23 protein-coding genes are annotated in these 24,426 nt (G+C 64.4%); 9 read left to right on the top strand and 14 right to left on the bottom strand.

Annotated features, from left to right (window positions below; translation table 11 throughout):
* Positions 1–11: 11 nt before the first annotated feature.
* Positions 12–488 (top strand): GNAT family acetyltransferase, encoded by a 477-nt coding sequence (locus tag FAZ69_RS25060; RefSeq protein WP_136897790.1) that lies wholly within the window; start codon positions 12–14, stop codon positions 486–488.
* A gap of 191 nt (positions 489–679) precedes the next feature.
* Positions 680–1,462, top strand: coding sequence for a carbonic anhydrase (locus FAZ69_RS25055; RefSeq protein WP_136897789.1), 783 nt, complete (start codon positions 680–682; stop codon positions 1,460–1,462).
* Between the two features lie 133 nt (positions 1,463–1,595).
* On the opposite strand, the gene FAZ69_RS25050 is transcribed toward FAZ69_RS25055, so the two are convergent.
* The 8 genes from FAZ69_RS25050 to FAZ69_RS25015 form a co-directional block, all read right to left on the bottom strand.
* Complete coding sequence (locus FAZ69_RS25050) at positions 1,596–2,720, bottom strand: branched-chain amino acid ABC transporter substrate-binding protein (protein WP_240702467.1); 1,125 nt, start codon at positions 2,718–2,720, stop codon at positions 1,596–1,598.
* Between the two features lie 124 nt (positions 2,721–2,844).
* Positions 2,845–3,561, bottom strand: a complete 717-nt coding sequence (locus FAZ69_RS25045; protein WP_136897787.1) for an ABC transporter ATP-binding protein — start codon at positions 3,559–3,561, stop codon at positions 2,845–2,847.
* The gene (locus tag FAZ69_RS25040) at positions 3,561–4,331 is read right to left on the bottom strand and encodes an ABC transporter ATP-binding protein (RefSeq protein ID WP_136897786.1); all 771 of its coding nucleotides are present in this window, start codon (positions 4,329–4,331) and stop codon (positions 3,561–3,563) included. Before FAZ69_RS25040 ends, FAZ69_RS25045 begins: the two co-directional genes overlap by 1 nt.
* 18 nt (positions 4,332–4,349) lie before the next feature.
* Positions 4,350–5,519: an ABC transporter permease subunit gene (locus FAZ69_RS25035; protein ID WP_136897785.1), complete on the bottom strand. Its 1,170-nt coding sequence runs from the start codon at positions 5,517–5,519 to the stop codon at positions 4,350–4,352.
* A 19-nt stretch (positions 5,520–5,538) separates the two neighbouring features.
* Positions 5,539–6,489: a branched-chain amino acid ABC transporter permease gene (locus FAZ69_RS25030; protein WP_136897784.1), complete on the bottom strand. Its 951-nt coding sequence runs from the start codon at positions 6,487–6,489 to the stop codon at positions 5,539–5,541.
* A 223-nt stretch (positions 6,490–6,712) separates the two neighbouring features.
* Complete coding sequence (locus FAZ69_RS25025) at positions 6,713–7,480, bottom strand: type 1 periplasmic-binding domain-containing protein (RefSeq protein ID WP_136897783.1); 768 nt, start codon at positions 7,478–7,480, stop codon at positions 6,713–6,715.
* A gap of 275 nt (positions 7,481–7,755) precedes the next feature.
* Positions 7,756–8,715 carry a 4-hydroxy-3-methylbut-2-enyl diphosphate reductase gene (gene ispH, locus FAZ69_RS25020; RefSeq protein ID WP_136897782.1) on the bottom strand — a complete coding sequence of 320 codons (960 nt, stop codon included), beginning with the start codon at positions 8,713–8,715 and terminating at the stop codon, positions 7,756–7,758.
* Between the two features lie 2 nt (positions 8,716–8,717).
* Positions 8,718–9,173, bottom strand: a complete 456-nt coding sequence (locus FAZ69_RS25015) for an FKBP-type peptidyl-prolyl cis-trans isomerase (RefSeq protein WP_136897781.1) — start codon at positions 9,171–9,173, stop codon at positions 8,718–8,720.
* Positions 9,174–9,442: 269 nt separating this feature from the next.
* On the opposite strand from FAZ69_RS25015, the gene radC reads away from it, so the two are divergent.
* The 4 genes from radC to nadB all read left to right on the top strand — a co-directional run bounded on the left by radC (position 9,443) and on the right by nadB (position 12,642).
* Positions 9,443–10,210 (top strand): RadC family protein, encoded by a 768-nt coding sequence (radC, locus tag FAZ69_RS25010; protein ID WP_136897780.1) that lies wholly within the window; start codon positions 9,443–9,445, stop codon positions 10,208–10,210.
* Between the two features lie 263 nt (positions 10,211–10,473).
* Complete coding sequence (gene rpmB / locus FAZ69_RS25005; RefSeq protein WP_004186391.1) at positions 10,474–10,707, top strand: 50S ribosomal protein L28; 234 nt, start codon at positions 10,474–10,476, stop codon at positions 10,705–10,707.
* Between the two features lie 10 nt (positions 10,708–10,717).
* The gene (gene rpmG, locus FAZ69_RS25000; protein ID WP_004185395.1) at positions 10,718–10,885 is read left to right on the top strand and encodes a 50S ribosomal protein L33; all 168 of its coding nucleotides are present in this window, start codon (positions 10,718–10,720) and stop codon (positions 10,883–10,885) included.
* A gap of 158 nt (positions 10,886–11,043) precedes the next feature.
* A complete protein-coding gene (gene nadB, locus FAZ69_RS24995; RefSeq protein ID WP_136897779.1) occupies positions 11,044–12,642 on the top strand; it encodes an L-aspartate oxidase in 1,599 nt (532 codons plus the stop codon).
* Between the two features lie 79 nt (positions 12,643–12,721).
* Here nadB and nadC read toward each other — a convergent pair whose 3' ends face one another.
* From nadC to purN, 6 genes are all read right to left on the bottom strand, one after another.
* Positions 12,722–13,636, bottom strand: coding sequence for a carboxylating nicotinate-nucleotide diphosphorylase (gene nadC / locus FAZ69_RS24990; RefSeq protein WP_136897778.1), 915 nt, complete (start codon positions 13,634–13,636; stop codon positions 12,722–12,724).
* Entirely contained in the window at positions 13,636–14,784 is a 1,149-nt protein-coding gene (nadA, locus tag FAZ69_RS24985) for a quinolinate synthase NadA (protein WP_136897777.1), read from the bottom strand. The genes nadC and nadA overlap by 1 nt, the downstream gene beginning before the upstream one ends.
* A 195-nt stretch (positions 14,785–14,979) precedes the next feature.
* On the bottom strand, positions 14,980–16,176 hold the full coding sequence (locus FAZ69_RS24980; RefSeq protein WP_136897776.1) for a DesA family fatty acid desaturase: 1,197 nt from the start codon (positions 16,174–16,176) through the stop codon (positions 14,980–14,982).
* 204 nt (positions 16,177–16,380) lie between these two features.
* Complete coding sequence (locus tag FAZ69_RS24975) at positions 16,381–17,745, bottom strand: mechanosensitive ion channel family protein (protein WP_136897775.1); 1,365 nt, start codon at positions 17,743–17,745, stop codon at positions 16,381–16,383.
* Positions 17,746–17,758: 13 nt separating this feature from the next.
* Positions 17,759–19,120 (bottom strand): RsmB/NOP family class I SAM-dependent RNA methyltransferase, encoded by a 1,362-nt coding sequence (locus FAZ69_RS24970; protein ID WP_136897774.1) that lies wholly within the window; start codon positions 19,118–19,120, stop codon positions 17,759–17,761.
* Entirely contained in the window at positions 19,117–19,770 is a 654-nt protein-coding gene (gene purN / locus FAZ69_RS24965; RefSeq protein WP_136897773.1) for a phosphoribosylglycinamide formyltransferase, read from the bottom strand. Before purN ends, FAZ69_RS24970 begins: the two co-directional genes overlap by 4 nt.
* Before the next feature lie 114 nt (positions 19,771–19,884).
* On the opposite strand from purN, the gene FAZ69_RS24960 reads away from it, so the two are divergent.
* The 3 genes from FAZ69_RS24960 to lspA all read left to right on the top strand — a co-directional run bounded on the left by FAZ69_RS24960 (position 19,885) and on the right by lspA (position 24,419).
* The gene (locus FAZ69_RS24960; RefSeq protein ID WP_136897772.1) at positions 19,885–20,898 is read left to right on the top strand and encodes a bifunctional riboflavin kinase/FAD synthetase; all 1,014 of its coding nucleotides are present in this window, start codon (positions 19,885–19,887) and stop codon (positions 20,896–20,898) included.
* Between the two features lie 183 nt (positions 20,899–21,081).
* Positions 21,082–23,919 carry an isoleucine--tRNA ligase gene (ileS, locus tag FAZ69_RS24955; protein WP_136897771.1) on the top strand — a complete coding sequence of 946 codons (2,838 nt, stop codon included), beginning with the start codon at positions 21,082–21,084 and terminating at the stop codon, positions 23,917–23,919.
* Complete coding sequence (gene lspA, locus FAZ69_RS24950) at positions 23,919–24,419, top strand: signal peptidase II (RefSeq protein WP_136897770.1); 501 nt, start codon at positions 23,919–23,921, stop codon at positions 24,417–24,419. Before ileS ends, lspA begins: the two co-directional genes overlap by 1 nt.
* Positions 24,420–24,426 lie beyond the last annotated feature (7 nt).

The raw sequence follows: 24,426 nt of genomic DNA, 5'->3' as shown, positions 1-24,426 counted from the left end.
GGCCCGTGACGATGACAGCACCCGCCGCCCTCTCGATCCGCCCGTTCGATGCGGCAAGCGATACCGACGCCGTGCTCGCGATCTGGCAGGACGCCTTTCCCGAGTACCGCGATCCGCAAAAGCCGCAGCGTGATCCGCGCCTGTCGATCGCGAACAAGCTCGCGGTGCAGCCGGAGCTGTTCTTCGTCGCGCTGCTCGACGGCCGCATGGCCGGCACCGTGATGGCCGGCTACGACGGACATCGCGGCTGGCTCTATTCGCTCGCCGTGACGCCCGACATGCGCGGCCGAGGCTTCGGACGCGCGCTCGTCGAGCATGCCGAGCGCGCGCTCGCGGCGCTCGGCTGCATGAAGGTGAACCTGCAGGTGCTGACGGCGAAGCGCGACGTCCAGGGCTTCTACGAGGCGATCGGCTATCGCGCCGATGCGGTCGTGAGTCTCGGCAAGCGGCTCATGGCGCCGCCTTCGGCAACAGCCGGCGATCGCTAGCCGTCGGCCTCATTACGCAATAGCGCTACTGCTCCGGCCGGACGTTTCGAAACGAAGCGTCCGGCCGGTCCTCGCATCGCCACACACCCTGCCCCCTGCCTCGATCGGCCACCCGCTTAATGAGACGGCCAAAACGACCGCCTGCATAAAATCGGCCCCCTCCCCCAACACGATCGAACAGGAGTCCCGAAATGAGACAGGCAATTCTGGCCTTGGCGCTCGCCTGCGCGGCATCCGGCGCGCTCGCGGACGACGCCACACACGCACACGCGCCGGGCAGCGCCTCCCACTGGACCTATTCGGGCACAAGCGGCCCCGAGCATTGGGCGCAGATCAGCGAGGCCTTTCACACCTGCGAATCCGGCAGGGCGGAATCGCCGATCGACATCCGCTCGACCAAGAAAGCACCGGCCGACACGCCGCGCATCCAGTTTTCGTACGAGCCGGTGCCCGTGCATCTCCTGAACACCGGCCACGCGATTCAATTCGCGGCAACGCCCGGCAAGGACTCGGTCACGCTCGGCGACACGCGCTACCAGCTGGTCCAATTCCACTTCCACTCGCCGGGCGAAGAGCGTTTCGCCAGCCGCGCCTCGCCGATGGATCTGCATCTGGTCCACGCCGACGCGAGCGGCAAGCTGCTCGTCGTCGCTGTGCAGTTCGTCGTGGGCGATACGCCGAACCCGGTGCTCGGCGCACTGCTCGACGACATCCCGATGAACCCCGGCGAAGAAAAGACCGACAATGCGCTGCTCGTCAATCCGCTCGGCCTGCTGCCGGCGACGAAATCGGGCTACTACACCTACTCCGGCTCGCTGACGACGCCGCCGTGCAGCGAGGGCGTCACCTGGATCGAACTGAAGGAACCGGTGACGATCAGCCGCGCACAATTGGAGGCGATGCGCGGGTTCTACGATCACAATCAACGTCCTGTGCAACCGCTCAACGGACGCGAAATTCTCGAAGTCGACTGAGATCGGGCCCGAAGCGACGCGCTGCCGCGGCGCCGCCCAAAAACGAAAAGGCTCTTCGCACCCATCTGCGAAGAGCCCTTTTTCATGCCTGGCCGGCGGCACGCAAACGCGCCGCCGGCTTTGCGAAGCATCGTTACATCTTCACCACGTCGAGCAGCGCCTTCTTGCCGTCCTTGTAGCCGTACAGCGAGATCACGCCGTGCTTGAGGTCGCCCTTCGAGTCGAACGTGGTTTCGCCGATCACGCCCTTGTAGTCGGTCGCCGGCATCGCCGCGACGATCTTCGCCGGATCGGTCGACTTCGCGCGCTTCATCGCGTCGACGACGATGTACACCGCGTCATACGTGTACGGCGCGTAGAGCTGGATGTGCTGGCCGAAGCGCTTCTCGTACTTCGCTTCGAACGCCGTGCCGCCGTCCATCTTCTCGAGGCCCATGCCGGCTTCCGAGCAGACGATGTTGTCGGTGCCGTTGCCCGCGAGCGCCGCGATGCTGCTCGTGCAGACGCCGTCGCCCGCCAGAATGCGCGCGCGCATGCCGAGCTGCTTCGCTTGCTTCGCGAACGGGCCGCCGGTGGCGTCCATGCCGCCGAACATGATCGCGTCGGGGTTTTCGCCCTTGATCTTCGTCAGAATCGCGCGGAAGTCGACAGCCTTGTCGTTGGTCGCGTCGTGCGACAGCACATTCAGGCCGATCGCCTTGGCGGTCTTCTCGAACTCGTTCGCGAGACCCTGGCCGTAAGCGGTCGAATCGTCGACGACGGCGACGCTCTTCACCTTCATCACCTTGGCAGCGTAGTTGGCGAGCGCGGGACCTTGCTGCGCGTCGGTCGCGACGACCCGGTAGGTCGTCTTGAAGCCTTGCAGCGTGTACGTCGGGTTGGTCGCCGATGGCGAGATCTGCACGACGCCCGCATCGCTGTAGATCTTCGAAGCCGGGATCGACGTGCCCGAGGTTTCGTGGCCGACCACCGCGACGACTTTGTCGTCGACGAGCTTCTGCGCCACTTGCGTCGCCGTGCGCGGGTCGCCGGCGTCGTCTTGCGGGTCGAGCTCGAGCGTGACCTTCTGGCCGTTGATCACGAGGCCCTTCGCGTTGATCTCCTCGATCGCGAGACGCGCGCCGTTCTCGTTATCCTTGCCCTGCTGAGCGGAGCCGCCCGTGAGCGGCGCGACGTGGCCGATCTTGACGACGGTGTCGGCCGAGGCGACGTTGCAAGCCGCAAACAATGCGAGAGCGGCAACTGCCGAATGTTTCAAAGCGCTGACTTTCACGACATGTTTCCTTGTTTAGACTAGTTGTAGTGACTACGGTTACTGCAGGTAAAACAAAACGCGGTGCTTGCGCTATTCGCGCAAGCACCGCGTTTTTCGACTACTACGCTTATTCGCCGAGATACGCCGCACGCACCTTCGGGTCGTCAAGCATCTGCTTGGCGTCGCCGGACATCGTCACCATGCCCGAGTCCATCACATAACCGCGATTCGCGGCCTGCAACGCGAGGCGCGCGTTCTGCTCGACGAGCAGCACCGTGATGCCATCCTTCGAGATCTCGCGCACCACTTCGAAGATCTTCTCGACCATGATCGGCGAGAGACCCATCGACGGCTCGTCGAGCAACAGCAGCTTCGGCTTGGAGAGGATCGCGCGCGCCATCGCCAGCATCTGCTGCTCGCCGCCCGAGAGCGTACCCGCGAACTGCGTCGCCCGTTCCTTCAGGCGCGGGAAGAAGCCGAACATGCGGTCGACGTCCTTCTTGATGCCGTCCGTGTCGTTGCGCAGGTACGCGCCCATCTGCATGTTCTCGATGATCGACATGCGCGCGAAGATCCCGCGGCCTTCCGGGACCATCGCGAGACCACGCTTCAGAAGCTCGTGCGCCGGGATGCCCTTGATCGACTGGCCCATGTACTCGATGTCGCCTGCCGAGTAGGGCTTCAGGCCCGTGATCGCCTTCATGGTCGTGGTCTTGCCCGCGCCGTTCGCACCGATCAGCGTGACGAGCTCGCCCTGCTGCACTTCCATGTCGACGCCCTTGACCGCCTGAATGCCGCCGTAATTGACCTGCAGGCCCTTGATTTTCAACATTGCCGTAGCCATCAGTGGACCCCCGCACCCAGATAAGCCTCAATCACCTTCGGGTCCCTCTGCACGTCGTGCGGCAGACCTTCGGCGATCACCTTGCCGTAATCGAGCACCGTCATACGGTTGCACAATCCCATCACGAGCTTCACGTCGTGCTCGATCAGCAGAATCGTCTTGCCGTCCGAGCGGATCTTGTCGAGCAGCTTCGTGAGCTCGACCTTTTCAGTCGCGTTCATACCGGCTGCCGGCTCGTCGAGCGCGAGCAGCTTCGGATCGGTTGCGAGCGCACGCGCGATCTCCAGACGGCGCTGGTGGCCGTACGAGAGGTTGCGCGACGTGTAGTCCGCGTATTGCAGCACGCCCACGTACTCGAGCAGCTCGAGCGCGCGCTCCTTGATCTCGCGCTCTTCCTGGCGCTCGGCCGGCGTCTGGAACACCGCGCCGAGCAGACCGTGCTTGGTGCGCACGTGGCGCCCCACCATCACGTTCTCGAGCGCGGTCATGCCGCCGAACAGGCGAATGTTCTGGAACGTACGCGCAATGCCCGCCTTCGCGACCTGATACACCGCAGTCGGCTTGTAGTCTTCGCCGTCGAGCTTGAACTCGCCCGAATCGGGCGTATAGAGGCCCGTGATGACGTTGAAGAACGTCGTCTTGCCGGCCCCGTTCGGGCCGATCAGCCCGTAGATCTGGCCTTCCTCGATCTGAAGGCCCACTTCCGACAGCGCTTGCAGGCCGCCGAAGCGTTTGTTCACGCCCTTGACGGACAAACGAATTTTGCTCATTAGAATCTCTCCTGTCCGTTAAGCACGCACCGGCTTCTTGCTCGCGCGCTTAGCCAGTTTCGCGATCTTGTCTTCATGCTTCGGCGCCGGCCACAGGCCTTCCGAGCGATACAGCATGATGATCACCATCGCCAGGCCGTAAAGCAGCTGGCGGATCACTTCGGTATCGACGATCTGATGACCGAAGATCGCGTTCTGCAGCGGACCCATCGTCGAGCGCAGGAACTCGGGGAACACGGCGAGCAGCATCGCGCCGAGAATCACGCCGGGGATGTGGCCCATGCCGCCGAGCACGACGCAGGCGAGCACCACGACCGATTCCCAGAACGTGAACGATTCCGGCGACACGAAGCCCTGGAACGAGCCGAACATCGCGCCCGACAAGCCGCCGAACGACGCGCCCATCGCGAACGCGAGCAGCTTCACGTTACGGGTGTTGATGCCCATCGCCTTGGCGGCGATTTCGTCTTCGCGGATCGCAGCCCACGCGCGGCCAATGCGCGAGTGCTGCAGGCGGGTACAGGTCCAGATCACGAGCAGTGCGCAGAGCACGAACAGGTAGTAGTAGATGTACACCGACGTCAACTGGAAGCCGAAGATCGTGTGCGCCTGCGCGAAGTTGAAGCCGAAGACCTTAACCGGCTCGACGCCCGTAATCCCCTGCGGCCCGTTGGTGATGTTGAGCGGCCGGTCCATGTTGTTCATGAAGATCCGCACGATTTCCCCGAAGCCCAGGGTCACGATGGCGAGGTAGTCGCCGCGCAGACGCAGGGTCGGCGCGCCGAGCAGCACGCCGGCGCCGGCGGCCAGCGCCATCGCGAGCGGCGCGATCAGCCAGATCGAGACATGCAGGCCGCCCGGCGCGAGGTGCGAGATCCAGGCGAACTGCGTGGACAGGTGCGGCGAGGAAAGCAGCGCGGCCGTGTAGGCGCCCACTGCATAGAACGCGATGTAGCCCAGGTCCAGCAGGCCGGCGAAGCCGACCACCACGTTCAGGCCCAGCGCGAGCATCACGTACAGCATCGCGAAGTCGAGCACGCGGACCCAGTAGTTGCCGCCGGTCGCGCCGATGATGAACGGCGCGGCGATCACGAAGATCGTGGTCAGCACGGTGACGACCGCGGTTTTCGTCGCGTTCTTCTCAGGGATGAGCGTCGTGGACGGCTCGATCGGTTGAATTGAAGTCATGTTCGTTGCTCCTTAACCCTTACGCGCGATCCGCAACACGTTCGCCCAACAGACCCGAAGGACGGAACACCAGCACGACGATCAGCACGATGAATGCGAACACGTCCTGGTAGTTGCTGCCGAACACGCCGCCCGTGAGATCGCCGATATAGCCCGCACCCAATTGCTCGATCAAGCCGAGCACGACGCCGCCCACCATCGCGCCGCCCAGGTTGCCGATGCCGCCCAGCACCGCGGCGGTGAACGCCTTCATGCCGGGGATGAAACCCATGTAGAAGTGCGCGTTGCCGTATTCCGAGGCGATCATCACGCCGGCCAGCGCCGCGAGCGCCGAGCCGATCATGAACGTCGCCGAGATCACGAAGTTCGGATTCACGCCCATCAGGCTCGCGTTATTCGGGTTCTCGGCGATCGCGCGCATCGCGCGGCCAAGCTTGGTCTTGTGCACGAGCAGGAGCAGCGCGCCCATCATCAGGAAGGCCACCACGATGATCATGATTTCAGTCATCGAGATCACGGCGCCCGGGGTCGTTTCCGTCGCCTTGATCACGTTGATCGGATCGGTCGGCAGCAATTGGGGGAACGCGAGCGGGTTGCGGCCCCAGATGATCATCGCGAAGGTCTGCAGCAGGATCGACACGCCGATCGCGGTGATCAGCGGAGCGAGACGCGGCGCCTTGCGCAGCGGCCGGTATGCGACTTTTTCGATCGTGTAGCCGACGCATGCGCACACTCCGGCCGCGATCAGCAGCCCGATGACGAGCGTCAGCACATGGCCTAAGCCGGGGAAGTGGTTCTGCAACACGGTGATCGCAGAGAGCGCCACCATCGCGCCGACCATCAGCACGTCGCCGTGGGCGAAGTTGATGATGCCCAGAATGCCGTACACCATCGTATAGCCCAGCGCGATGATGGCGTAGACACTACCAAGCACCAGACCATTGATGATCTGCTGGATGAAGATATCCATTTAAAGCTCCTTAGCCCGTGCGACTGGATTCGCGTTGCTCCCCCGCGGGTAGGCGGGCGAGTTCCGGAATCGCAACGGCACTGCGGGTACTGATATAAAAGACCGGTAAGGGTTAGCCGTCTTCCAACGGGTCGCGCCTTTGTGATGCAAAGACCGGCTCGTTAAAGGCGGATGCAAAAACGGCACCGTCGGGTGTGCGGTGCCGTCAGGTTTTGCTCCGTCACTACGCGCCCACGGCTTCGAGGACCGCGATGCCGCTGTCCTTGAAGTCGTGAACCGTAATGGCGCCTTCTTTCAAATCACCCTTGTCGTCGAATGCGACGGCGCCGACGGTTCCGTTGTGCAAACGGGCCGACGGTGTCGCAACCAGCACCTTGGGCGCATCGATAGAAACGGCGCGCCGCATCGTGCCGACAGCCTCGCGCATCACCTCATGCGCGAACGCCGCGGCAAGCTGCGTCGACGTGCGGAAGCGGTCTTCGTACTGCCCTTGGCCGTGCACTGCGAAGCCCGCATCCCTCATCCTCCGCGTCGGCGGGAGACCCGCCTTCGAAGAGATTCGGCCCACCCGTGCGTGAAGCACGAGATCCGCCACCTTGCCGACACGCACGCCGTCGCCGCCAAGGTTTGCTGCTCTGCTGAGAAGCGGCGCCTCATCGGCACGCGCCCCGTTCGTTACATTGATCCGACCGTACATGCTCACGTCCGGCTGACTATTCTTGATCTTTTTGAGGATGGCCTGGAAGACCGATGCCTTGTGAACCGGGTCCCCGCTCTCGCCGCGGCAGGCATGAAGCGCGTTTCGCGCCGCCATGCCCTGCGTGAGACCGGACCTCGATTGCCCCCCGCTTTTGCCGGCGATATCGTCCGCGTGCTTCCAGGCCGCGACCGATTCGCCGATGCTCGCCCCACCGTGGCTCCTTTCGCTGGCTGCGTCCGCTCGGGCGTTCGCGGCCGCGCTGGACACGGCGTAAGCAAACTGAAATTGCATTAAGTAGGTCTCCTGCGCCTTGCTAAAGCCATTGTCAAAAGGCGTCTGGGCCTTGAGAACGGGCGCATTGTAACTCTAATTATGGGACGACCAATATTGTGAATTCGCCAGGGTTTTCCTGCATTGCAACCTTTTTTTGAGACCCCTCATTAGGTTTGGTGCAACCAGGTTGCAATATCCTTTCTTTATTTGTATAGCAACCCGGTTTGTTATTTACAAAAACAAAAAAGCGCACTCGCGTGCGCTTTTTTGTTAATCAAGCAATTAACAATAAATCAAGCAGGCAGGCCAAGTCCGCGCGGCAGTGGAAACGCGATGCTCTCCTCGATACCCTCCAGCGCGCGCACATTGCGCACACCTAAGCCGCGCAGATGGGTGATCACCGCCTGCGCGAGCACTTCCGGCGCCGACGCGCCGGCCGTCACGCCAATGCGGCGCTTGCCTTCGAGCCACGCCGGATCGATCTGGTCAGGCGAATCCACCATGTAGGCGGGAATGCCACGCTTTTCCGCGACTTCGCGCAGCCGGTTCGAATTCGAGCTGTTCGGACTGCCGACGACGATCACCACATCGCACTGCGGCGCCATGAACTTCACAGCGTCCTGACGGTTCTGCGTCGCGTAGCAAATGTCCTGCTTCTTCGGTTCGCGGATCGCCGGGAAGCGCGCCTTCAGCGTGGCGATGATCTCGGAGGCATCGTCGACGGAAAGCGTGGTTTGCGTGACGAAGGCGACGCGCTCCGGGTCTGCGAGCGTAAGCGCGTTCACGTCCTCGATGCTTTCGACGAGATACATCCCTTCGGCCGTCTGCCCCATCGTGCCCTCGACCTCGGGGTGCCCTTTGTGGCCGATCATGACGATGTCCAAGCCTTCCTGCCGCATCTTCGCGACTTCCATGTGCACCTTGGTGACGAGCGGGCAAGTCGCATCGTAGACGCTCAGGCCGCGCACTTCCGCCTCCTCGCGCACAGCCTTCGACACGCCATGCGCACTGAAGATCACCGTGCTACCGGCGGGCACTTCGTCGAGCTGCTCGACGAAAACGGCGCCCTTCTTGCGCAGGTCCTCGACGACGTACGCGTTGTGGACGATCTCGTGCCGCACATAGATCGGCGCGCCGAACAGCTTGATCGCACGCTCGACGATCTCGATCGCGCGATCGACGCCCGCGCAAAAACCGCGCGGCTGGGCAAGCAGGATCTCCGCTTCGGCCAAGGGGGTGTCCGTGACGCTCATGTTTACAGAATCCCGATGATTTTGACTTCGAAAGTCAGCGCCTGACCCGCGAGCGGGTGATTGAAGTCGAACAGCGCGGACGTTTCACCGACTTCCTTCAGCACGCCGGCATAGCGTCCGCCGCCCGGTGCGTTGAACTCGATGAGGTCGCCCGGCGCGAACTCCTCGCCGACCATGCCGTTTTCGCGCAGGGTAGCGAGCGACACGCGCTGAATCAGGTCCGGATTGCGCGGACCGAAGGCCTGCTCCGGCTTTAGCTGAAAGGTCGAATGGTGCCCCGTCTTCATGCCCACGAGAATCTCTTCCAGAGGGGGCGCAAGCTGGCCAGCGCCGAGCAGCAACGTGGCCGGCTTGTCGCCGAAGGTGCTGACGACGTCGGAGCCATCGGCGAGCGAAAGCCGGTAGTGAAGCGTGACGTGCGAACCAGGTTTCACTTCGGAGATGTCGATGATGCTCATGAAATAACTCGTTCGGTCGGTGCGCGCGAGAGAGCGCACACGCAGAGAAAAGCGCTGTAGGCGCCGCGCGGGCGCGACCGCGCCCGTTGCAAGCGCACTATTCTAAGCCACATCAATGCAACAAGCGTAGCCAAGGTATCGCGGAAAAACGCTCGAGCCTCGCCGGCAGCCGCGTCGATCGCACTTTCTCGATCCAGCCCCGTAAGCGGTCTTTTTTGAATTTGCCGCCTAGCCTGTTTTTGCCCACGCCACTCGGAGGTACTCAGACGATGTCCGAAAGTTTCGCCTCAGCCCGCCCGGACTCACCGCTCACGGATGCCCTGTCTGCCTCTTCGGCGTCGGGGCATCTGAAGGACGCCCCGCAGCGGGCGGGCGACTGGCCCGCACGCGACATGCCGCGCGAGCGCCTGCTCGACGCCGGGCCTGCCGCGCTTTCCGATACAGAGCTCATCGCGCTTTTTCTCGGTTCGGGCCTGCCTGGATACAACGTCTTCGACGTCGCCCGCTCGCTGCTGGCGCGGTTCGGCTCGCTGCGCGCCATGCTGGACGCCACGCCCACCGACTTCAAAGGCTTGCGCGGCATCGGGCCGGCAAAGATCGCGGTGCTGCTGGCCGTCGTCGAAATGGCACGCCGGGCGCTTGCGGAGAAGGCGCGCGAACGGCCGCTCGTCGATTCACCTGGCGCCGTGGAGGACTACTTGCGGCTCCTGATCGGTGCGCGACCTCACGAGGTATTCGTCTGCCTCTTCCTGGACGCGCGTCACCGGCTGCTCCATACGGAGGAAAGCTCGCGCGGCTCTTTGACACGGATGGCCGTCTACCCGCGCGAAATCGTCCGCCGGGCGCTGACGCTGAACGCAGCGGGTCTGATCGTCGCGCACAATCATCCGTCCGGCGCCGCCAGGCCCAGCGCGAGCGACCGCCGGCTCACGCGCGTGCTGCGCGACTCGCTTGCGCTGATCGATGTGCAATTGATGGACCACATCATCGTCGGCGGCGACGCCGTGTTCTCGTTCGCCCAGGCAGGATGGATGTGAGGCCCGCCACCGGGCCGCCTGCGCTTGCTCCGTCAGCCAGATGCAAATAGAGTTTGATTTTTCTGAGCTTTTTCTGCTAGAATCGCCGTCTGCCTCTGTTTCCAACCCTGTTCAGAAGCCAAAGAAGGACTGAGGGCCTTTCCTGAAAGAAGGCTCGGGTCTCGATTGCAGCTGTGGCAGCCGCAACCGTGAGACCGACTCTTCCAGGAAGAGCAACCTTTCCGGCTCGAACCCGAATTTAAGCGTATTAGGAGTGCTCTCATATGGCACGCGTATGCCAAGTCACTGGGAAAGCGCCGATGAGCGGCAACAACGTTTCCCACGCGAACAACAAGACCAAGCGTCGTTTTCTCCCGAACCTGCAGAACCGCCGTTTCTGGGTTGAAAGCGAAAACCGTTGGGTGCGTCTGCGCGTTTCGAACGCCGGCCTGCGCCTGATCGACAAGAACGGTATCGACTCCGTGCTCGCAGATCTGCGCGCACGCGGCGAAGCCTAAGGAGTAAATCATGGCGAAAGGCGCACGCGACAAGATCAAGCTCGAGTCGACCGCAGGCACGGGTCACTTCTACACGACCACGAAGAACAAGCGCAACATGCCGGAAAAGATGGAGATCATGAAATTCGATCCCGTCGCCCGCAAGCACGTGGCGTACAAGGAAACCAAGATCAAGTAATCTGGTTCCGAGCCTGAAGACGACGAAAGCCCCGCCTCCGTGCGGGGCTTTTGCTTTTGCACCTGACCCCTCGCCCGCAACGGGGTATGCTCTTCCGTTTATCGCTGCGCGCGGTGCGCAGCTGCATCGAAAATAGACGGAAGACAGAGGGACAGCAGATGAATTTCGACGTCGTGATCGTGGGCAGCGGGCTGGCCGGTCTATCGGTCGCACTGAATCTGGCGAACACGCACCGTGTTGCGGTCATCGCCAAACGATCAATGACCGAGGGCGCGAGCGACTGGGCACAAGGCGGCATCGCCGCCGTGCTCGATTCGGCCGACAGCGTCGAAAACCACGTGCAGGACACGCTCGTCGCCGGCGGGGGCCTGTGCGACGAGACCGCGACGCGCTTCATCGTCGAGCATGGGCGCGCGGCGATCGAATGGCTGATTGACCAGGGCGTGCCTTTCACCAAAGACGATGCCGCCGAGCTCGGCTTCCACCTGACGCGCGAAGGCGGCCACAGTCACCGGCGCATCATCCACGCCGCCGACGCGACCGGGCACGCCGTGGTCGCGACGCTCAGCGAGCGCGTGCGCCAGCATCCGAACATCACGCTGCTCGAAGACCACTACGCGATCGACCTCATCACCTCGGACCGGCTCGGCCTGCCGGGCCGGCGCTGCCACGGTCTTTACGCCCTCGATCTGGCGAGTGGCCGCACAGTCACGATCCAGGCGCCACATACGGTGCTGGCGACAGGCGGCGCCGGCAAGGTCTATCTCTACACGACGAACCCCGACACTGCGACCGGCGACGGCATCGCGATGGCGTGGCGCGCGGGCTGCCGCGTAGCGAACATGGAGTTCATCCAGTTCCATCCGACCTGCCTGTTCCACCCGTACGCGAAGTCATTTTTGATTTCCGAAGCCGTGCGCGGCGAAGGCGGCCTCCTGAAACTGCCCGACGGCACGCGCTTCATGCCGAGCCACGACGAACGAGCCGAGCTCGCGCCGCGCGACATCGTCGCCCGCGCGATCGACTTCGAAATCAAGAAACGCGGGATCGATTGCGTCTACCTGGACATCAGCCATCAGCCCGAAGCCTTCCTGCGCGAGCATTTCCCGACGATCCTCGCCCGCTGCCTCGAGTTCGGCATCGACATCACGAAAGATCCGATCCCGGTCGTGCCCGCCGCGCACTATACGTGCGGCGGCGTCGTCACCGATCTCGCGGGACGCACCGACCTGTCCGGGCTCTACGCGGTCGGAGAGACCTCATGCACCGGGCTGCACGGCGCCAACCGGCTCGCGAGCAATTCACTGCTCGAATGCCTCGTGGTCGGCCGCTCGGCTGCCGCCGCCATCGAGCAGGAAGGATTCGGCGCGGCCGCCCACGCACCGCTTCCCGATTGGGACGAAAGCCGGGTATCGGATCCGGACGAAGAGGTCGTCGTCGCGCATAACTGGGACGAGTTGCGGCGCCTGATGTGGAACTACGTCGGCATCGTGCGCACCGACAAACGGCTCGCGCGCGCTAAGCACCGCATCGCCATGCTGCGCGACGAGATCCACGAGTACTACGCGAACTTCAAGGTAAGCCGCGATCTGCTCGAGTTGCGCAATCTTGTCGACGTGGCGTCGCTGATCGTCGAGAGCGCGCGGTCGCGGCGTGAAAGCCGCGGGCTGCACTACAGCCGCGACTGGCCGGCGACGCTGCCGAAAGCGCTGCCGACAGTGCTGTCGCCGGAATACGTGCGCAACCGGAACGTTTGAGGCACCCGTAGCCGATTGCGGCACGAAAGAGAAAGGCCGTCGCGTAAAGCGACGGCCTTTCTTTTGTCAAGCAACACGCCTACAGCGGCAACTCGTCGACGATACGCATGGAATAGTCGGTGGCCCGCACGTCCTTCGTCAGCGCGCCGATCGAAATGCGGTCGACACCCGTCTCCGCAATCGTGCGCACGGTACCGAAATTCACACCGCCCGACGCTTCGAGCACCGCGCGTCCCGCAGTCAGGCGAACGGCGTCGCGCATCGCGTCGAATGACAAGTTGTCGAGCAGGATCGACTCGGCCCGATGCGCCAGCGCCGCCTCGAGCTGCTCAAGCGTCTCGACTTCGATCTGGATCGGCACGCCGGCATCGAGCGCGAGCGCCGCATCCATCGCCGGCCCGACGCCGCCCGCCGCCGCGATATGGTTTTCCTTAATCAGGATCCCGTCGTACAGCGCGAGCCGCTGGTTCGCACCGCCGCCCACGCGTACCGCGTACTTTTGCGCGAGCCGCAGCCCCGGCAGCGTCTTGCGCGTATCGACGATGCGTGCGCGCGTGCCGGCGACCGCATCGACGTAGCGGCGCGTCGCGCTAGCCACACCCGATAGCAGTTGCAGGAAGTTCAGTGCATTGCGCTCGGCGGTCAGCAACGCGCGCGCCGGGCCGCGCATTTCGCACACGAGCGAATCCGCCGCCATCAGGTCGCCCTCGCGATAGCGCCATCGCACCGTGATCGCGGGGTCCACTTGGCGCATCACCTCGGTGAACCACAGCACGCCGCACAGCACCGCCTCTTCGCGCACGATGATGCGCGCATCGCGCACTTCACCGGCCGGCACCAAACGCCCCGTCTGATCCCCGCTGCCGACATCCTCGGCAAGCGCATCGGCGACGTTGCGCGCAAGCGCCGCATCGAACGCCACGCCGTATTGCGCGCGGATTTCCTCGTAAAGCGGCCACACCGCTTCGACCGGCTTCAATTCGGACGCCCCCATCACGCGGCCCCAACATTCGCGAACAACCCCGAATCGCGCGCCAGATCCCCGCTTGCCTGCACGCGCTGCTTGCGCGATGCGGCGAAATCGAGCATCCGGTCGATCGGCAGACGCGCCCGCGCGCCAATTGCCGAGGCAACGTGGATTTCGTTGTGCCCGCGCTCAAGCACGTCGGCAAGATTCGCGAGACCGTTCATCGCCATCCATGGGCAATGCGCGCAGCTCTTGCAGGTCGCGCTGTTGCCGGCTGTCGGCGCCTCGATGAACGTCTTGCCAGGTGCAGCGAGCCGCATCTTGTGCAGGATGCCGAGATCGGTCGCGACAATGAAATGGGTCGCATCGAGCTTCTTCGCCGCGTCGATCAGCTGCGAGGTCGACCCCACGACATCCGCTTGCGCGACCACGCTTTCCGGCGACTCCGGATGTACGAGCACCTTCGCATCCGGATATTCGGCGCGCAGCAGGTCGAGCTCGATACCCTTGAACTCGTCATGGACGAGACACGAACCCTGCCACAGCAACATGTCCGCACCGGTTTTCTTCTGGATGTAGCTGCCGAGGTGGCGATCCGGGGCCCACAGGATCTTTTCTCCGCGCGCGTGCAGCTCGGCGACGATTTCAAGGCCAATCGACGAGGTCACCATCCAATCGGCGCGCGCCTTCACTGCCGCGCTCGTATTCGCGTAGACAACGACCGTGCGATCGGGATGCGCGTCGCAGAAGGCGGAAAACTCGTCCACCGGACAACCGAGATCGAGCGAGCAAGTCGCATCGAGGTCCGGCATCAGGATGCGTTTGTTCGGGCTCAGAATCTTCGCGGTCTCGCCCATGAAGCGCACGCCCGCGACGACGAGCGTTTGCGCCTCGTGATCGCGCCCGAAGCGCGCCATCTCGAGCGAATCGGCGACGCAGCCGCCGGTTTCGTCGGCGAGTTCCTGAAGCTCGGGGTCGACGTAATAATGCGCGACAAGCACCGCCTTCTCACGTTCGAGCAAGGCACGAATCCGCGCCTTCAACGCGATGCGCTCCTCGGCCGAAGGCGCCGGCGCCACCTTCGCCCATGCCTGGCCAACGCCACAGGTCGCGCCCATCGCGCCCGCGGCGACGAGCGGCTTGTCGAACTCGACGGGTTTGATCGTCGATTCCATCATGATCTCCTCAGCCTTTCCTTTCCCACAGACTTCCTGACCGGTATATAGCGCGACCCGAAAGCCCGGCTCTGCATGGGACCCGAGTAAGAGCTTTGCATGGGACTTGAGTAAGTCCCAACTCGGGTCGACAAAAAGAAAAACCCCGCCAGCGCGGGGTTTTGTGACGTAGCGAAATTTTAATGGATTTCGCGATCAGGCGTAGCGCCTCAGTCGCATCGCAAATTCCTGCAACGCCTTGATGCCGCTTTGTTCGGCCCGATGACACCAATCTTGTAATTGCACGAGCAGTTGTTCGCGCGAGGCGTTGGAGCGCTCCCAGATCGCGCTCAAGTCGTTGCGCAACTCGATGAATGTACGCAGCTTCTGGCTGTTCGCGAAGATTTCGGGCAACTGGCGCTTCTGCGGCTCGTCGAGACCCGCTTCGTCCTTGTGGAACCACTTGCGCGCATTACGCATGAGCAGGTATTTCTCGCGCGCGCCCACTTCCTTCAAGCGCGCCAGTTCCTGGCGATACGCCTGCTTCACGGTCTTGCCGTAGCGCGCCATCACTTCGTAGCGATTCGACAGCACCGCTTGCAGCGTCTCCTGATCGAGCACGAGCTTGCCGGCCGTCAGACGCGGCGTAGGCGCGATCTTCTTGACCTTCGCCAGCTTCAGCGCCGACAAGATGCGGATGTACATCCAGCCGATATCGAACTCGAACCACTTGTTCGAGAGCTTCGCGGACGTCGCATACGTGTGGTGATTGTTGTGCAGTTCCTCGCCGCCGATGATGATGCCCCACGGGAAGATGTTGGTGCTGGCGTCGGCCGAGTTGAAGTTGCGATAGCCCCAGAAGTGCGCGAGGCCGTTGACCACGCCGGCGGCCCAGAACGGAATCCAGATCATCTGCACGGCCCACACAGAGAGGCCGACGATGCCGAACAGCGCGACATCGATCACCATCATCAGGCTAATGCCGAGGATCGGGTACTTCGTGTAGACATTACGCTCGATCCAGTCGTTCGGCGTGCCGTGGCTGAAGCGGCGCATCGTCTCCTCGTTCTTCGCTTCCGCGCGATAGAGCTCGGCGCCTTCCAGCAGCACCTTCCAGATACCGCGCGTTTGCGGGCTGTGCGGATCTTCTTCGGTTTCGCACTTGGCATGGTGCTTACGGTGAATCGCCGCCCACTGGCCGGTCAGCATGCCGGTCGTCATCCAGAGCCAGAAGCGGAAGAAATGGCTTGCGATCGGGTGCAGGTCGAGCGCCCGGTGCGCCTGGCACCGGTGCAGATAAACGGTGACGCCGATGATCGTGATGTGGGTGACGACAAGCGCGAACAGCACAATTTGCCACCACGTGAAGTGGAGCAGGCCATTCGAGAGGAAATCGAACAGGGAATTGAGCAAGACAGTTCTTCCGTGGATCGAAAAACGTCCGCCGGGCGGCGGACGTCAAGAAAATGAAAGCATGAAGCGAGACTGGACGGTATTTTACCTCGCCAGCCCCAAGTGTTTGTAACAAATGGAGATTTTTTTGTTTGCCGGCGCGCACTGCGTCAATACGTCGCCAAAAAGCGACAGCGCGATCCAGCCCCCAGCCTTGCAGATGCCTCACAGGCCGCGCTCCGCCCCGCTCTCCACAGGATTGGTCATTTTTGCCCAATTTGCGACGGTGTCCGGCACCCCGCCGATGAGCCGCACCTCCCGCTGCGCATACGGGATCGACACCCCACGCTCGGAGAACAGGCGCCAGATGTTACGGTTCACCTGCGAACGCACGCCCGCCGTGCCCTTGGCCGCGTCTTCGATCCAGAAACCGAGTTCGAGATTGATGCCGTCCGCACCGAAACCGACCAGGTAGGACGCCGGCGCCGGGTCCGCCAGCACGCGCTCGACGCCCTTGGCCGCCTCGGCGAGCAGCACCAGCACCTGCTCGATATCCGACTGATAGGCGACCTGCACGGCCGCCTTGGCATAGCCGCGCGTCTGGAACGACGAGTGGTTCTGGACCACGTCCGTGATCAGCTTCTCGTTCGGGATCAGCGTTTCGATGCCGTCGAGCCCGCGCACCGTCGTGTAGCGCGTGCGGATCTCGGTGACCATGCCTTGCAGGCCCGAGACGTTGATCGTGTCGCCGATCCGCAGCGACCTATCGATCAAGATGATGAAGCCCGACACATAATTGCTCGCGATCTTCTGCAGCCCGAAGCCGAGGCCGACGCCGAGCGCGCCGCCGAACACGCCGAGCACGGTGATGTCGATGCCGACGAGCGACAGGCTGATGAGCACCGCCGCGAGCACGAGCAAGGCGCGGCCGACGCGCGCGAGCACCACCTTCAGGTTCGCGTCGATCGAGCGGGCGCTCATCAGCCGGTCCTCGAGCGCCGAGCCGAGCCACATCGCGACGATTAGCGTGACACAAACCCACAGGATGCCCGTCGAGAGCGACAGGAGCGTCACGTGCGCATTACCGATATGGAAGCGCATGCTGCCCATCCAGCGCAGCACGTCGTCCTGGATGCCGAGCACGGTCAGCACCATGCCGATCCAGACGAGCACCGAGACCAGCTTTTCGGCGACGAACAGCCACGCATGCGTCTGGCCGTCGCTGCTAAACACGCGCCGCCCGACGAAGAACAGGATGTAGATCAGCGCAATGCCGAAGAGCGGCACGACCGCCAGCTCGAGCAGCGAAGTCGACATGTAGCTGTCGAGCAACGCCTCGACCGACCAGACGAGCACGCCGCCCAGCAACGGAAAGAGCGCCTTGTTGAGACTTTCGGCGCCGAAGCGCAGCGCTTCGTAGCGCGTCTGGCGACGCAGGTCGAGCTTACGGCGTACAACGCGCGTGAGCAGCCACGCCACAAGCAGCGAGCCGACCAGCGCACCCGCCTGCCAGATCATCACCGGCTGGCCGAAATCGCGGACGAGTCCGCCCAGCATGTGCGAAAAGATGCGGTTTTCTGTCAGTGCCATGGACTATCCGGCATCACCCGCGCCGCTCGAGCACGGCGGCGAAGAAGCCGTCGGTCGCGTGACGATGCGGCCACAGCGACAGGTAATCGCCCATCTCGAGCTCGATGCGCTGCTCCGCGAGCACCGTGCCGGCAGGCACGAGCGCGAACTCGGGGTGCTCGGCGAGAAACTGCGCGACGATTGCCTCGTTTTCCGCTTCGAGCAGGCTGCAAGTCGCGTAGACGAGACGTCCACCCTTCTTCACGAGCCGCGCCGCGCTCGCCAGGATCGACGCCTGCTTCGGCGTCAGCTCGGCGACCGATTCGGGCGTCTGGCGCCATTTCAGGTCGGGATTGCGGCGCAGCGTGCCAAGGCCGCTGCACGGCGCATCGACGAGCACGCGGTCGATCTTGCCCGCGAGGCGCTTGATCTTCGCGTCGTGCTCGCTGTCGATCAGCACCGGATTCACGTTCGACAAGCCGCTCCTCGCGAGGCGCGGCTTGAGCTTCGCCAGCCGCCGGTCGGACACGTCGAACGCGTAGAGGCGCCCGGTCGAACGCATCATCGCGCCGAGCGCGAGCGTCTTGCCGCCCGCGCCGGCGCAGAAGTCGACGACCATCTCGCCGCGCTTGGGCGCGACGAGCGAGCACAGCAGTTGGCTGCCCTCGTCCTGCACTTCGATCCAGCCGTCCTCGAACGCCTTCAATTTGGTGAGCGCCGGCTTGCCGGCCACGCGCACGCCGGCCGGCGCGAACGGCATCGCGCCCGCGTCGATGCCGGCCTCCTTGAGCGCGTCGAGCACCTGGTCGCGGGTCGCCTTGACCGGGTTCGCGCGCAGGTCGAGCGGCGCCGGGTAGTTCAGCGCGGCAGCGAGCTGCGCGAGCTCGTCGGCCTCGAAACGCTTGGCGAGCGCCTCGACGATCCACTCCGGCAAGTTCGTGCGCACGCGCAGCGGCAGGTTCTGCGGGTCGATCTTCGAGACGTGCTCGAGCCATCCGAGTTCGTCGGCGGAAATGAACGGCTTGAGCGCCGTGAGCCCCACCGTCTGCATCAGGCCGAGCAGCGCGAGGCGCCGCGCCGGGCTGCCGCTGCCGCTTTCGGCCAGATGTGCGAATTCCATGCGCCTGCGCAGCACCGCGAACACCGCCTCGGCAATCACGCCGCGCTCGGCGTGCCCGAGCTTCGGATGCGCACGGAAAAAGCGGCTCGTCGTGGCGTCGGCGGGGCCGGCGAATTTGAGCACCTCGGCGAGGAGCGATTCGGTTTGCCCGATCAGGAAACCGTGCACCCTGGGGCCACCGCTGCCGCCGCCGGCGGAGCCGCGGCCCGGCTGCTTGCCGTTTCCTTCAGCGCGGCGCGAACGATTGTGGCCGTTGGACCCTTTGCTTTTTTTCATTCTGCATCCCCGGTAAGTCGTTCAGAAAAGAGCCATTGCGGCTCGGGCGGCGTGAGCGTCACGCGCAGGCCGTCGAGCGCGAGCCGCCCCTCGACGAACCAGCGCACCGCCCGTGGATAGATCACGTGCTCGCAGGCGAGCACGCGCGCGGCGAGCGCCGCCGCATCGTCGCCGTCGACGACGGGCACCGCCGCCTGCACGACGACCGGCCCATGATCCAGTTGCGACGTGACGAAATGCACGGTCACGCCGTGCAGGCGCACGCCCGCGTCGAGCGCCTGCTGATGCGTATGCAGGCCAGGAAAGCTCGGCAAGAGCGACGGATGCACGTTCAGCATCCGCCCGGCGTAACGGTCGACGAAGCCCGGCGTCAGCACGCGCATGAAGCCCGCCAGCACGACGAGGTCGGCCTCGTAGCCGTCGATGGCGGCGGCGAGTGCGGCATCGAAGGATTCGCGGTCGGGATAGGCGCGATGATCGACCACTTGCGCGGCAATGCCGTGCGACGCCGCGAAGGCCAGGCCCGCGGCGTCAGGACGATTGGCAATCACGGCGGCGACCTGCGCCGGCCAGCCCTCGTGCGCGCAAGCGCGCACGAGGGCTTCCATGTTGCTGCCTCGTCCCGAAATCAGGATGACGATTTTTTTCATCCGCGAATTTTATCATTCGGAAAGGCCCAAACCGGCAGGCTCAGCCGCCGTGGGCCCCGAACGTTTATAATCTTCTGCTTTGCGGCACTCCGCCCGCCCACCCCATCCGCTATCGTGAGAGTCTTCCGCGGTCTTCCCAATGCCGAAAGCCGGGCGCCCTGCGCGCTGACGATCGGCAACTTCGACGGTGTCCACCGCGGCCACCAGGCGCTGCTCGCCCGCGTGCGCGCGGCGGCCGACGCGCGCGGCCTGCCCGTCTGCGTGATGACCTTCGAGCCGCACCCGCGGGAATTCTTCAACCCGGCGGGCGCCCCGCCGCGCATCGCGATGCTGCGCGACAAGCTCGAGGCGCTGCGGATGAACGGCGTCGACCGCGTCGTCGTCGAGCACTTCAATCACACGTTCGCGAGCCAGACGCCCGACGCGTTCGTCGAGCGGATCATCGTCAACGGGCTGCACGCGCGCTGGGTGATGATCGGAGACGATTTCCGCTACGGCGCGAAACGCGCGGGTGATTTTGCCTCGCTGCAAGCCGCGGGCGCGCAGCACGGCTTCGAAGTCGAGCAGATGGCGACCGTCGCCGATCCCTCCGGCGCGCGCATTTCCAGTTCCGGCGTGCGCGCCTCGCTGATCGCGGGCGATCTCGACGCGGCGCGCTCGGCGCTCGGCCGCGACTACGCAATCAGCGGCCATGTCGTGCATGGCCTGAAGCTCGGCCGCGACCTCGGCTTTCCGACGCTCAACCTGCCGATCGCCCACAAGCGGCCGGCGCTCTCGGGCATCTTCATCGTGCGCGTGCATGGCATAGGCCCCGAGCCGCTGCCGGGCGTCGCGAGCCTCGGCCTGCGGCCGACCGTCGACGATTCCGGCCGCGTCCTGCTCGAAGTCCATTTGCTCGACTGGCACGGCAACGCCTACGGCAAGCTCGTGCGCGTCGAATTCCTGAAGAAGCTGCGCGACGAGGAGAAATTCGTCGATCTCGAAACGCTGACGGCGGCCATCGCCCGCGACGTCGCCCATGCGCGCGAGTATTTCGCCGCGCTCGGCGTCGCCACGGGCGGCACGGACGCCGCACCCGGCAGCCGCACGACGGGTTTTTCCACCTCGGCCACCGACCGAATTAGGTAGCCGCGCAGCGGTGCGAACAGGCGTCGACGCCTGTTCGCACCCTGACGCAAACGCAGCACACACAGTACACGGCGTCGCGCCGCAACCCGGATCGGTAGACATCCGCCCCGGGACGATGCGCCGGACGCCGCGCCCGACACGACGCACCGCAGAGCGTCCACCGTTTTCCAGCGATTTCTCACCATGAGCAACAAGAAAACCGATTCGAAACCCCAGGCCAAGTATCCGGTCAACCTGCTCGACACGCCGTTCCCGATGCGTGGCGACCTGCCCAAGCGCGAACCGCAATGGGTGAAGGAATGGCAGGAGAACAAGGTCTACGAGACGATCCGCGCCGCGAGCCGCGGCCGCAAGAAGTTCATCCTGCACGATGGCCCGCCGTACGCGAACGGCGACATCCACCTCGGCCACGCGGTGAACAAGATCCTGAAGGACATGGTCGTCAAATCGCGCAACATGGCGGGTTTCGACGCCGCCTATGTGCCCGGCTGGGACTGCCACGGCATGCCGATCGAGATCCAGATCGAGAAGCAGTTCGGCAAATCGCTGCCGGCCGCCGAGGTGATGCAAAAGGCGCGCGCCTACGCGAGTGAGCAGATCGAGAAACAGAAGGCGGGCTTCCGGCGCCTCGGCGTGCTCGGCGATTGGGACAATCCGTACAAGACCATGAACTTCGCCAACGAGGCCGGTGAAATCCGCGCGCTCGCGAAGATCATCGAGAAGGGCTACGTGTTCCGCGGCCTCAAGCCGGTGAACTGGTGCTTCGACTGCGGCTCGGCGCTCGCGGAAGCGGAAGTCGAGTACACGGACAAGACCGATCCGACGATCGACGTCATGTTCCCGTTCGCGGAACCCGAGAAGACCGCGCAGGCATTCGGCCTTGCCGCCCTGCCGCGCAACGAGGGCGGCATCGTGATCTGGACCACGACGCCCTGGACCATCCCGGCCAACCAGGCGCTCAACGTGAATCCGGAGATCGTCTATGCGCTCGTCGATACGCCGCGCGGCCTCCTGATCCTCGCGCAGGAGCGCGTCGAAGCGTGCCTGCAAACGTACAAGCTCGAAGGCCGCATCGTCGCGACCGCGCCGGGCGCTGCGCTCGTGAACGTGCGCTTCCGTCACCCGCTCGCTTCCGCGCACCCCGACTACAAGCGCACGGCGCCGGTCTACCTCGGCGAGTACGTGACGACCGAGTCCGGCACGGGCATCGTCCACTCTTCGCCCGCCTACGGCGTGGAAGACTTCGAGTCGTGCAAGTCGCACGGCATGGCCGATTCCGACATCATCAACCCGGTGATGGGCGACGGCCGCTACATCGAATCGCTCGCGCTGTTCGGCGGCCTGTCGATCTGGACGGCGAACCCGAAGATCGTCGAGGCCCTCGGCGCGGCCGGCGTGCTGCTGCACACCGAGAAGTACACCCACAGCTACATGCACTGCTGGCGCCACAAGACGCCGATCGTCTATCGCGCGACCTCGCAATGGTTCGCCGGCATGGACGTGACGCCTGCGGACGGCGGCAGGACGCTGCGCGAGACGGCGCTCGCGGCCGTCGACGCCACCGCGTTCTACCCGTCGTGGGGCAAGCAGCGCCTCCACAGCATGATCGCGAACCGCCCCGACTGGACGCTCTCGCGCCAGCGCCAATGGGGCGTGCCGATGGCGTTCTTCGTCCACAAGGAAACGGGCGAGCTGCATCCGCGCACGCTGGAGCTGCTCGAAGCGGTCGCCCAGCGCGTCGAGGAAAGCGGCATCGAGGCATGGCAGACGCTCGATCCGCGCGAGCTGATCGGCGACGACGCCAACCTGTACGAGAAGAACCGCGACACGCTCGACGTCTGGTTCGATTCGGGCACGACGCACTGGCACGTGCTGCGCGGCTCGCACGCGGATCAGCTGCAATTCCCCGCTGACCTTTATCTCGAGGGCTCGGACCAGCACCGCGGCTGGTTCCATTCGTCCTTGCTGACCGCCTCGATGCTCGACGGCCGCGCGCCGTACGACGCGCTCCTCACGCACGGCTTCACCGTCGACGGCGAAGGCCGCAAGATGAGCAAGTCGCTCGGCAACGGCGTCGATCCGCATGAAGTCGCAAACCGCCTGGGCGCGGAAATCATCCGCCTGTGGATCGCATCGACCGACTATTCCGGCGAGCTCGCGATCTCCGAGGAAATCCTGAAGCGCGTGACGGAAAGCTACCGGCGCATCCGCAACACGCTGCGCTTCCTGCTCGCGAACCTGTCGGACTTCGACATCGAGAAGAACGCGCGCCCGATCGGCGAATGGCTCGAGATCGACCGCTACGCCGTCGCGCTCACCGCTTCGCTGCAGCAGGACGTGCTCGCCCACTACGAGAAGTACGAGTTCCACCCGGTCGTCGCGAAGCTGCAGACGTTCTGCTCCGAAGACCTGGGCGGCTTCTATCTCGACGTGCTGAAGGATCGCCTCTACACGAGCGCCCCCGATTCGGCCGCGCGCCGCTCGGCGCAGACCGCGCTCTATCACGTCGCGCAGGGCCTCTTGCGGATGATGGCGCCGTTCCTCTCGTTCACCGCCGAGGAAGCGTGGAAGGTGTTCCAGCCGGGCAGCGACACGATCTTCACCGAAACGTATTACGCGTTCCCTGAAGTGCCCGGCGCGGCGGCGCTGCTCGACAAGTGGTCGCTCCTGCGCGAAGTGCGCGGCAACGTGACGAAGGCGCTCGAAGAGGCGCGCGTAGCGAACCAGATCGGCTCGTCGCTGCAGGCCGAGGTCCAGATCCGTGCGAGCGGCGCGCGCTACGACGCGCTCGCGAGCCTCGCCGACGACCTCAAGTTCGTGCTGATCACCTCGGCGGCCACCGTCGTCAAGGTCCAGGCGGAAAGCGACGAAGGCGTCGAGGTCGTCACCTCGAAGTACCTGAAGTGCGAGCGCTGCTGGCACTACCGCGAAGACGTCGGCGCGAACGCCGAGCACCCCACGCTCTGCGGCCGCTGCGTGTCCAACCTGTTCGGCAGCGGCGAGACAAGGAGCGCGGCATAATGGCGAAGACCATGTCGAAGCAAGCAAGCGGAACCCTCGCGCCGTGGCTGGGCATCGCGCTGATCGTGATCCTCTTCGATCAGTTGACGAAGATCGCCGTCAAGAAGGTATTTGCGTACGCGGTGCCGTATGCGATCACGCCGTTCTTCAACTTCTTCCTGGTGTTCAACCGCGGCGCCGCGTTCAGCTTCCTCTCCGCGGCGGGCGGCTGGCAGCGCTGGGCGTTCACGCTGCTCGGCATTGCCGCCGCGCTGGTGATCTGCTACTTGATGAAGCGCCACGGCAACCAGCGGCTCTTCTGCACGTCGCTTGCGCTGATCATGGGCGGCGCGCTCGGCAACGTGATCGACCGGCTCGCCTACGGCCACGTGATCGACTTTCTCGATTTCCACGTCGGCGGCTGGCACTGGCCCGCGTTCAACCTTGCCGACAGCGCGATCTGCGTCGGCGCGGCGCTGCTTGTGCTCGACGAATTGCGGCGCGTGCGCGGCGCGCGCTAGCTGAACG

This window comes from Trinickia terrae, assembly GCF_005144415.1.
In the GTDB taxonomy this organism is placed as follows: domain Bacteria; phylum Pseudomonadota; class Gammaproteobacteria; order Burkholderiales; family Burkholderiaceae; genus Trinickia_A; species Trinickia_A terrae.
The sequence above is the reverse complement of the archived record's forward strand: the minus strand, read 5'-3'. Positions and strand labels throughout refer to the sequence as shown.

What these genes read in the sequence shown, in the direction of transcription:
- ileS (WP_136897771.1), top strand. Translation starts at nt 21,082, where the DNA reads ATGAGCAACAAGAAAACCGATTCGAAACCCCAGGCCAAGTATCCGGTC.
- FAZ69_RS25030 (WP_136897784.1), bottom strand. Translation starts at nt 6,489, where the DNA reads ATGGATATCTTCATCCAGCAGATCATCAATGGTCTGGTGCTTGGTAGT.
- FAZ69_RS25025 (WP_136897783.1), bottom strand. Translation starts at nt 7,480, where the DNA reads ATGCAATTTCAGTTTGCTTACGCCGTGTCCAGCGCGGCCGCGAACGCC.
- radC (WP_136897780.1), top strand. Translation starts at nt 9,443, where the DNA reads ATGTCCGAAAGTTTCGCCTCAGCCCGCCCGGACTCACCGCTCACGGAT.
- purN (WP_136897773.1), bottom strand. Translation starts at nt 19,770, where the DNA reads ATGAAAAAAATCGTCATCCTGATTTCGGGACGAGGCAGCAACATGGAA.
- FAZ69_RS25055 (WP_136897789.1), top strand. Translation starts at nt 680, where the DNA reads ATGAGACAGGCAATTCTGGCCTTGGCGCTCGCCTGCGCGGCATCCGGC.
- nadC (WP_136897778.1), bottom strand. Translation starts at nt 13,636, where the DNA reads ATGGGGGCGTCCGAATTGAAGCCGGTCGAAGCGGTGTGGCCGCTTTAC.
- nadA (WP_136897777.1), bottom strand. Translation starts at nt 14,784, where the DNA reads ATGGAATCGACGATCAAACCCGTCGAGTTCGACAAGCCGCTCGTCGCC.
- FAZ69_RS25035 (WP_136897785.1), bottom strand. Translation starts at nt 5,519, where the DNA reads ATGACTTCAATTCAACCGATCGAGCCGTCCACGACGCTCATCCCTGAG.
- nadB (WP_136897779.1), top strand. Translation starts at nt 11,044, where the DNA reads ATGAATTTCGACGTCGTGATCGTGGGCAGCGGGCTGGCCGGTCTATCG.
- FAZ69_RS25045 (WP_136897787.1), bottom strand. Translation starts at nt 3,561, where the DNA reads ATGGCTACGGCAATGTTGAAAATCAAGGGCCTGCAGGTCAATTACGGC.
- rpmG (WP_004185395.1), top strand. Translation starts at nt 10,718, where the DNA reads ATGGCGAAAGGCGCACGCGACAAGATCAAGCTCGAGTCGACCGCAGGC.
- FAZ69_RS25040 (WP_136897786.1), bottom strand. Translation starts at nt 4,331, where the DNA reads ATGAGCAAAATTCGTTTGTCCGTCAAGGGCGTGAACAAACGCTTCGGC.
- FAZ69_RS25060 (WP_136897790.1), top strand. Translation starts at nt 12, where the DNA reads ATGACAGCACCCGCCGCCCTCTCGATCCGCCCGTTCGATGCGGCAAGC.
- rpmB (WP_004186391.1), top strand. Translation starts at nt 10,474, where the DNA reads ATGGCACGCGTATGCCAAGTCACTGGGAAAGCGCCGATGAGCGGCAAC.
- FAZ69_RS24970 (WP_136897774.1), bottom strand. Translation starts at nt 19,120, where the DNA reads ATGAAAAAAAGCAAAGGGTCCAACGGCCACAATCGTTCGCGCCGCGCT.
- FAZ69_RS25015 (WP_136897781.1), bottom strand. Translation starts at nt 9,173, where the DNA reads ATGAGCATCATCGACATCTCCGAAGTGAAACCTGGTTCGCACGTCACG.
- FAZ69_RS24975 (WP_136897775.1), bottom strand. Translation starts at nt 17,745, where the DNA reads ATGGCACTGACAGAAAACCGCATCTTTTCGCACATGCTGGGCGGACTC.
- ispH (WP_136897782.1), bottom strand. Translation starts at nt 8,715, where the DNA reads ATGAGCGTCACGGACACCCCCTTGGCCGAAGCGGAGATCCTGCTTGCC.
- lspA (WP_136897770.1), top strand. Translation starts at nt 23,919, where the DNA reads ATGGCGAAGACCATGTCGAAGCAAGCAAGCGGAACCCTCGCGCCGTGG.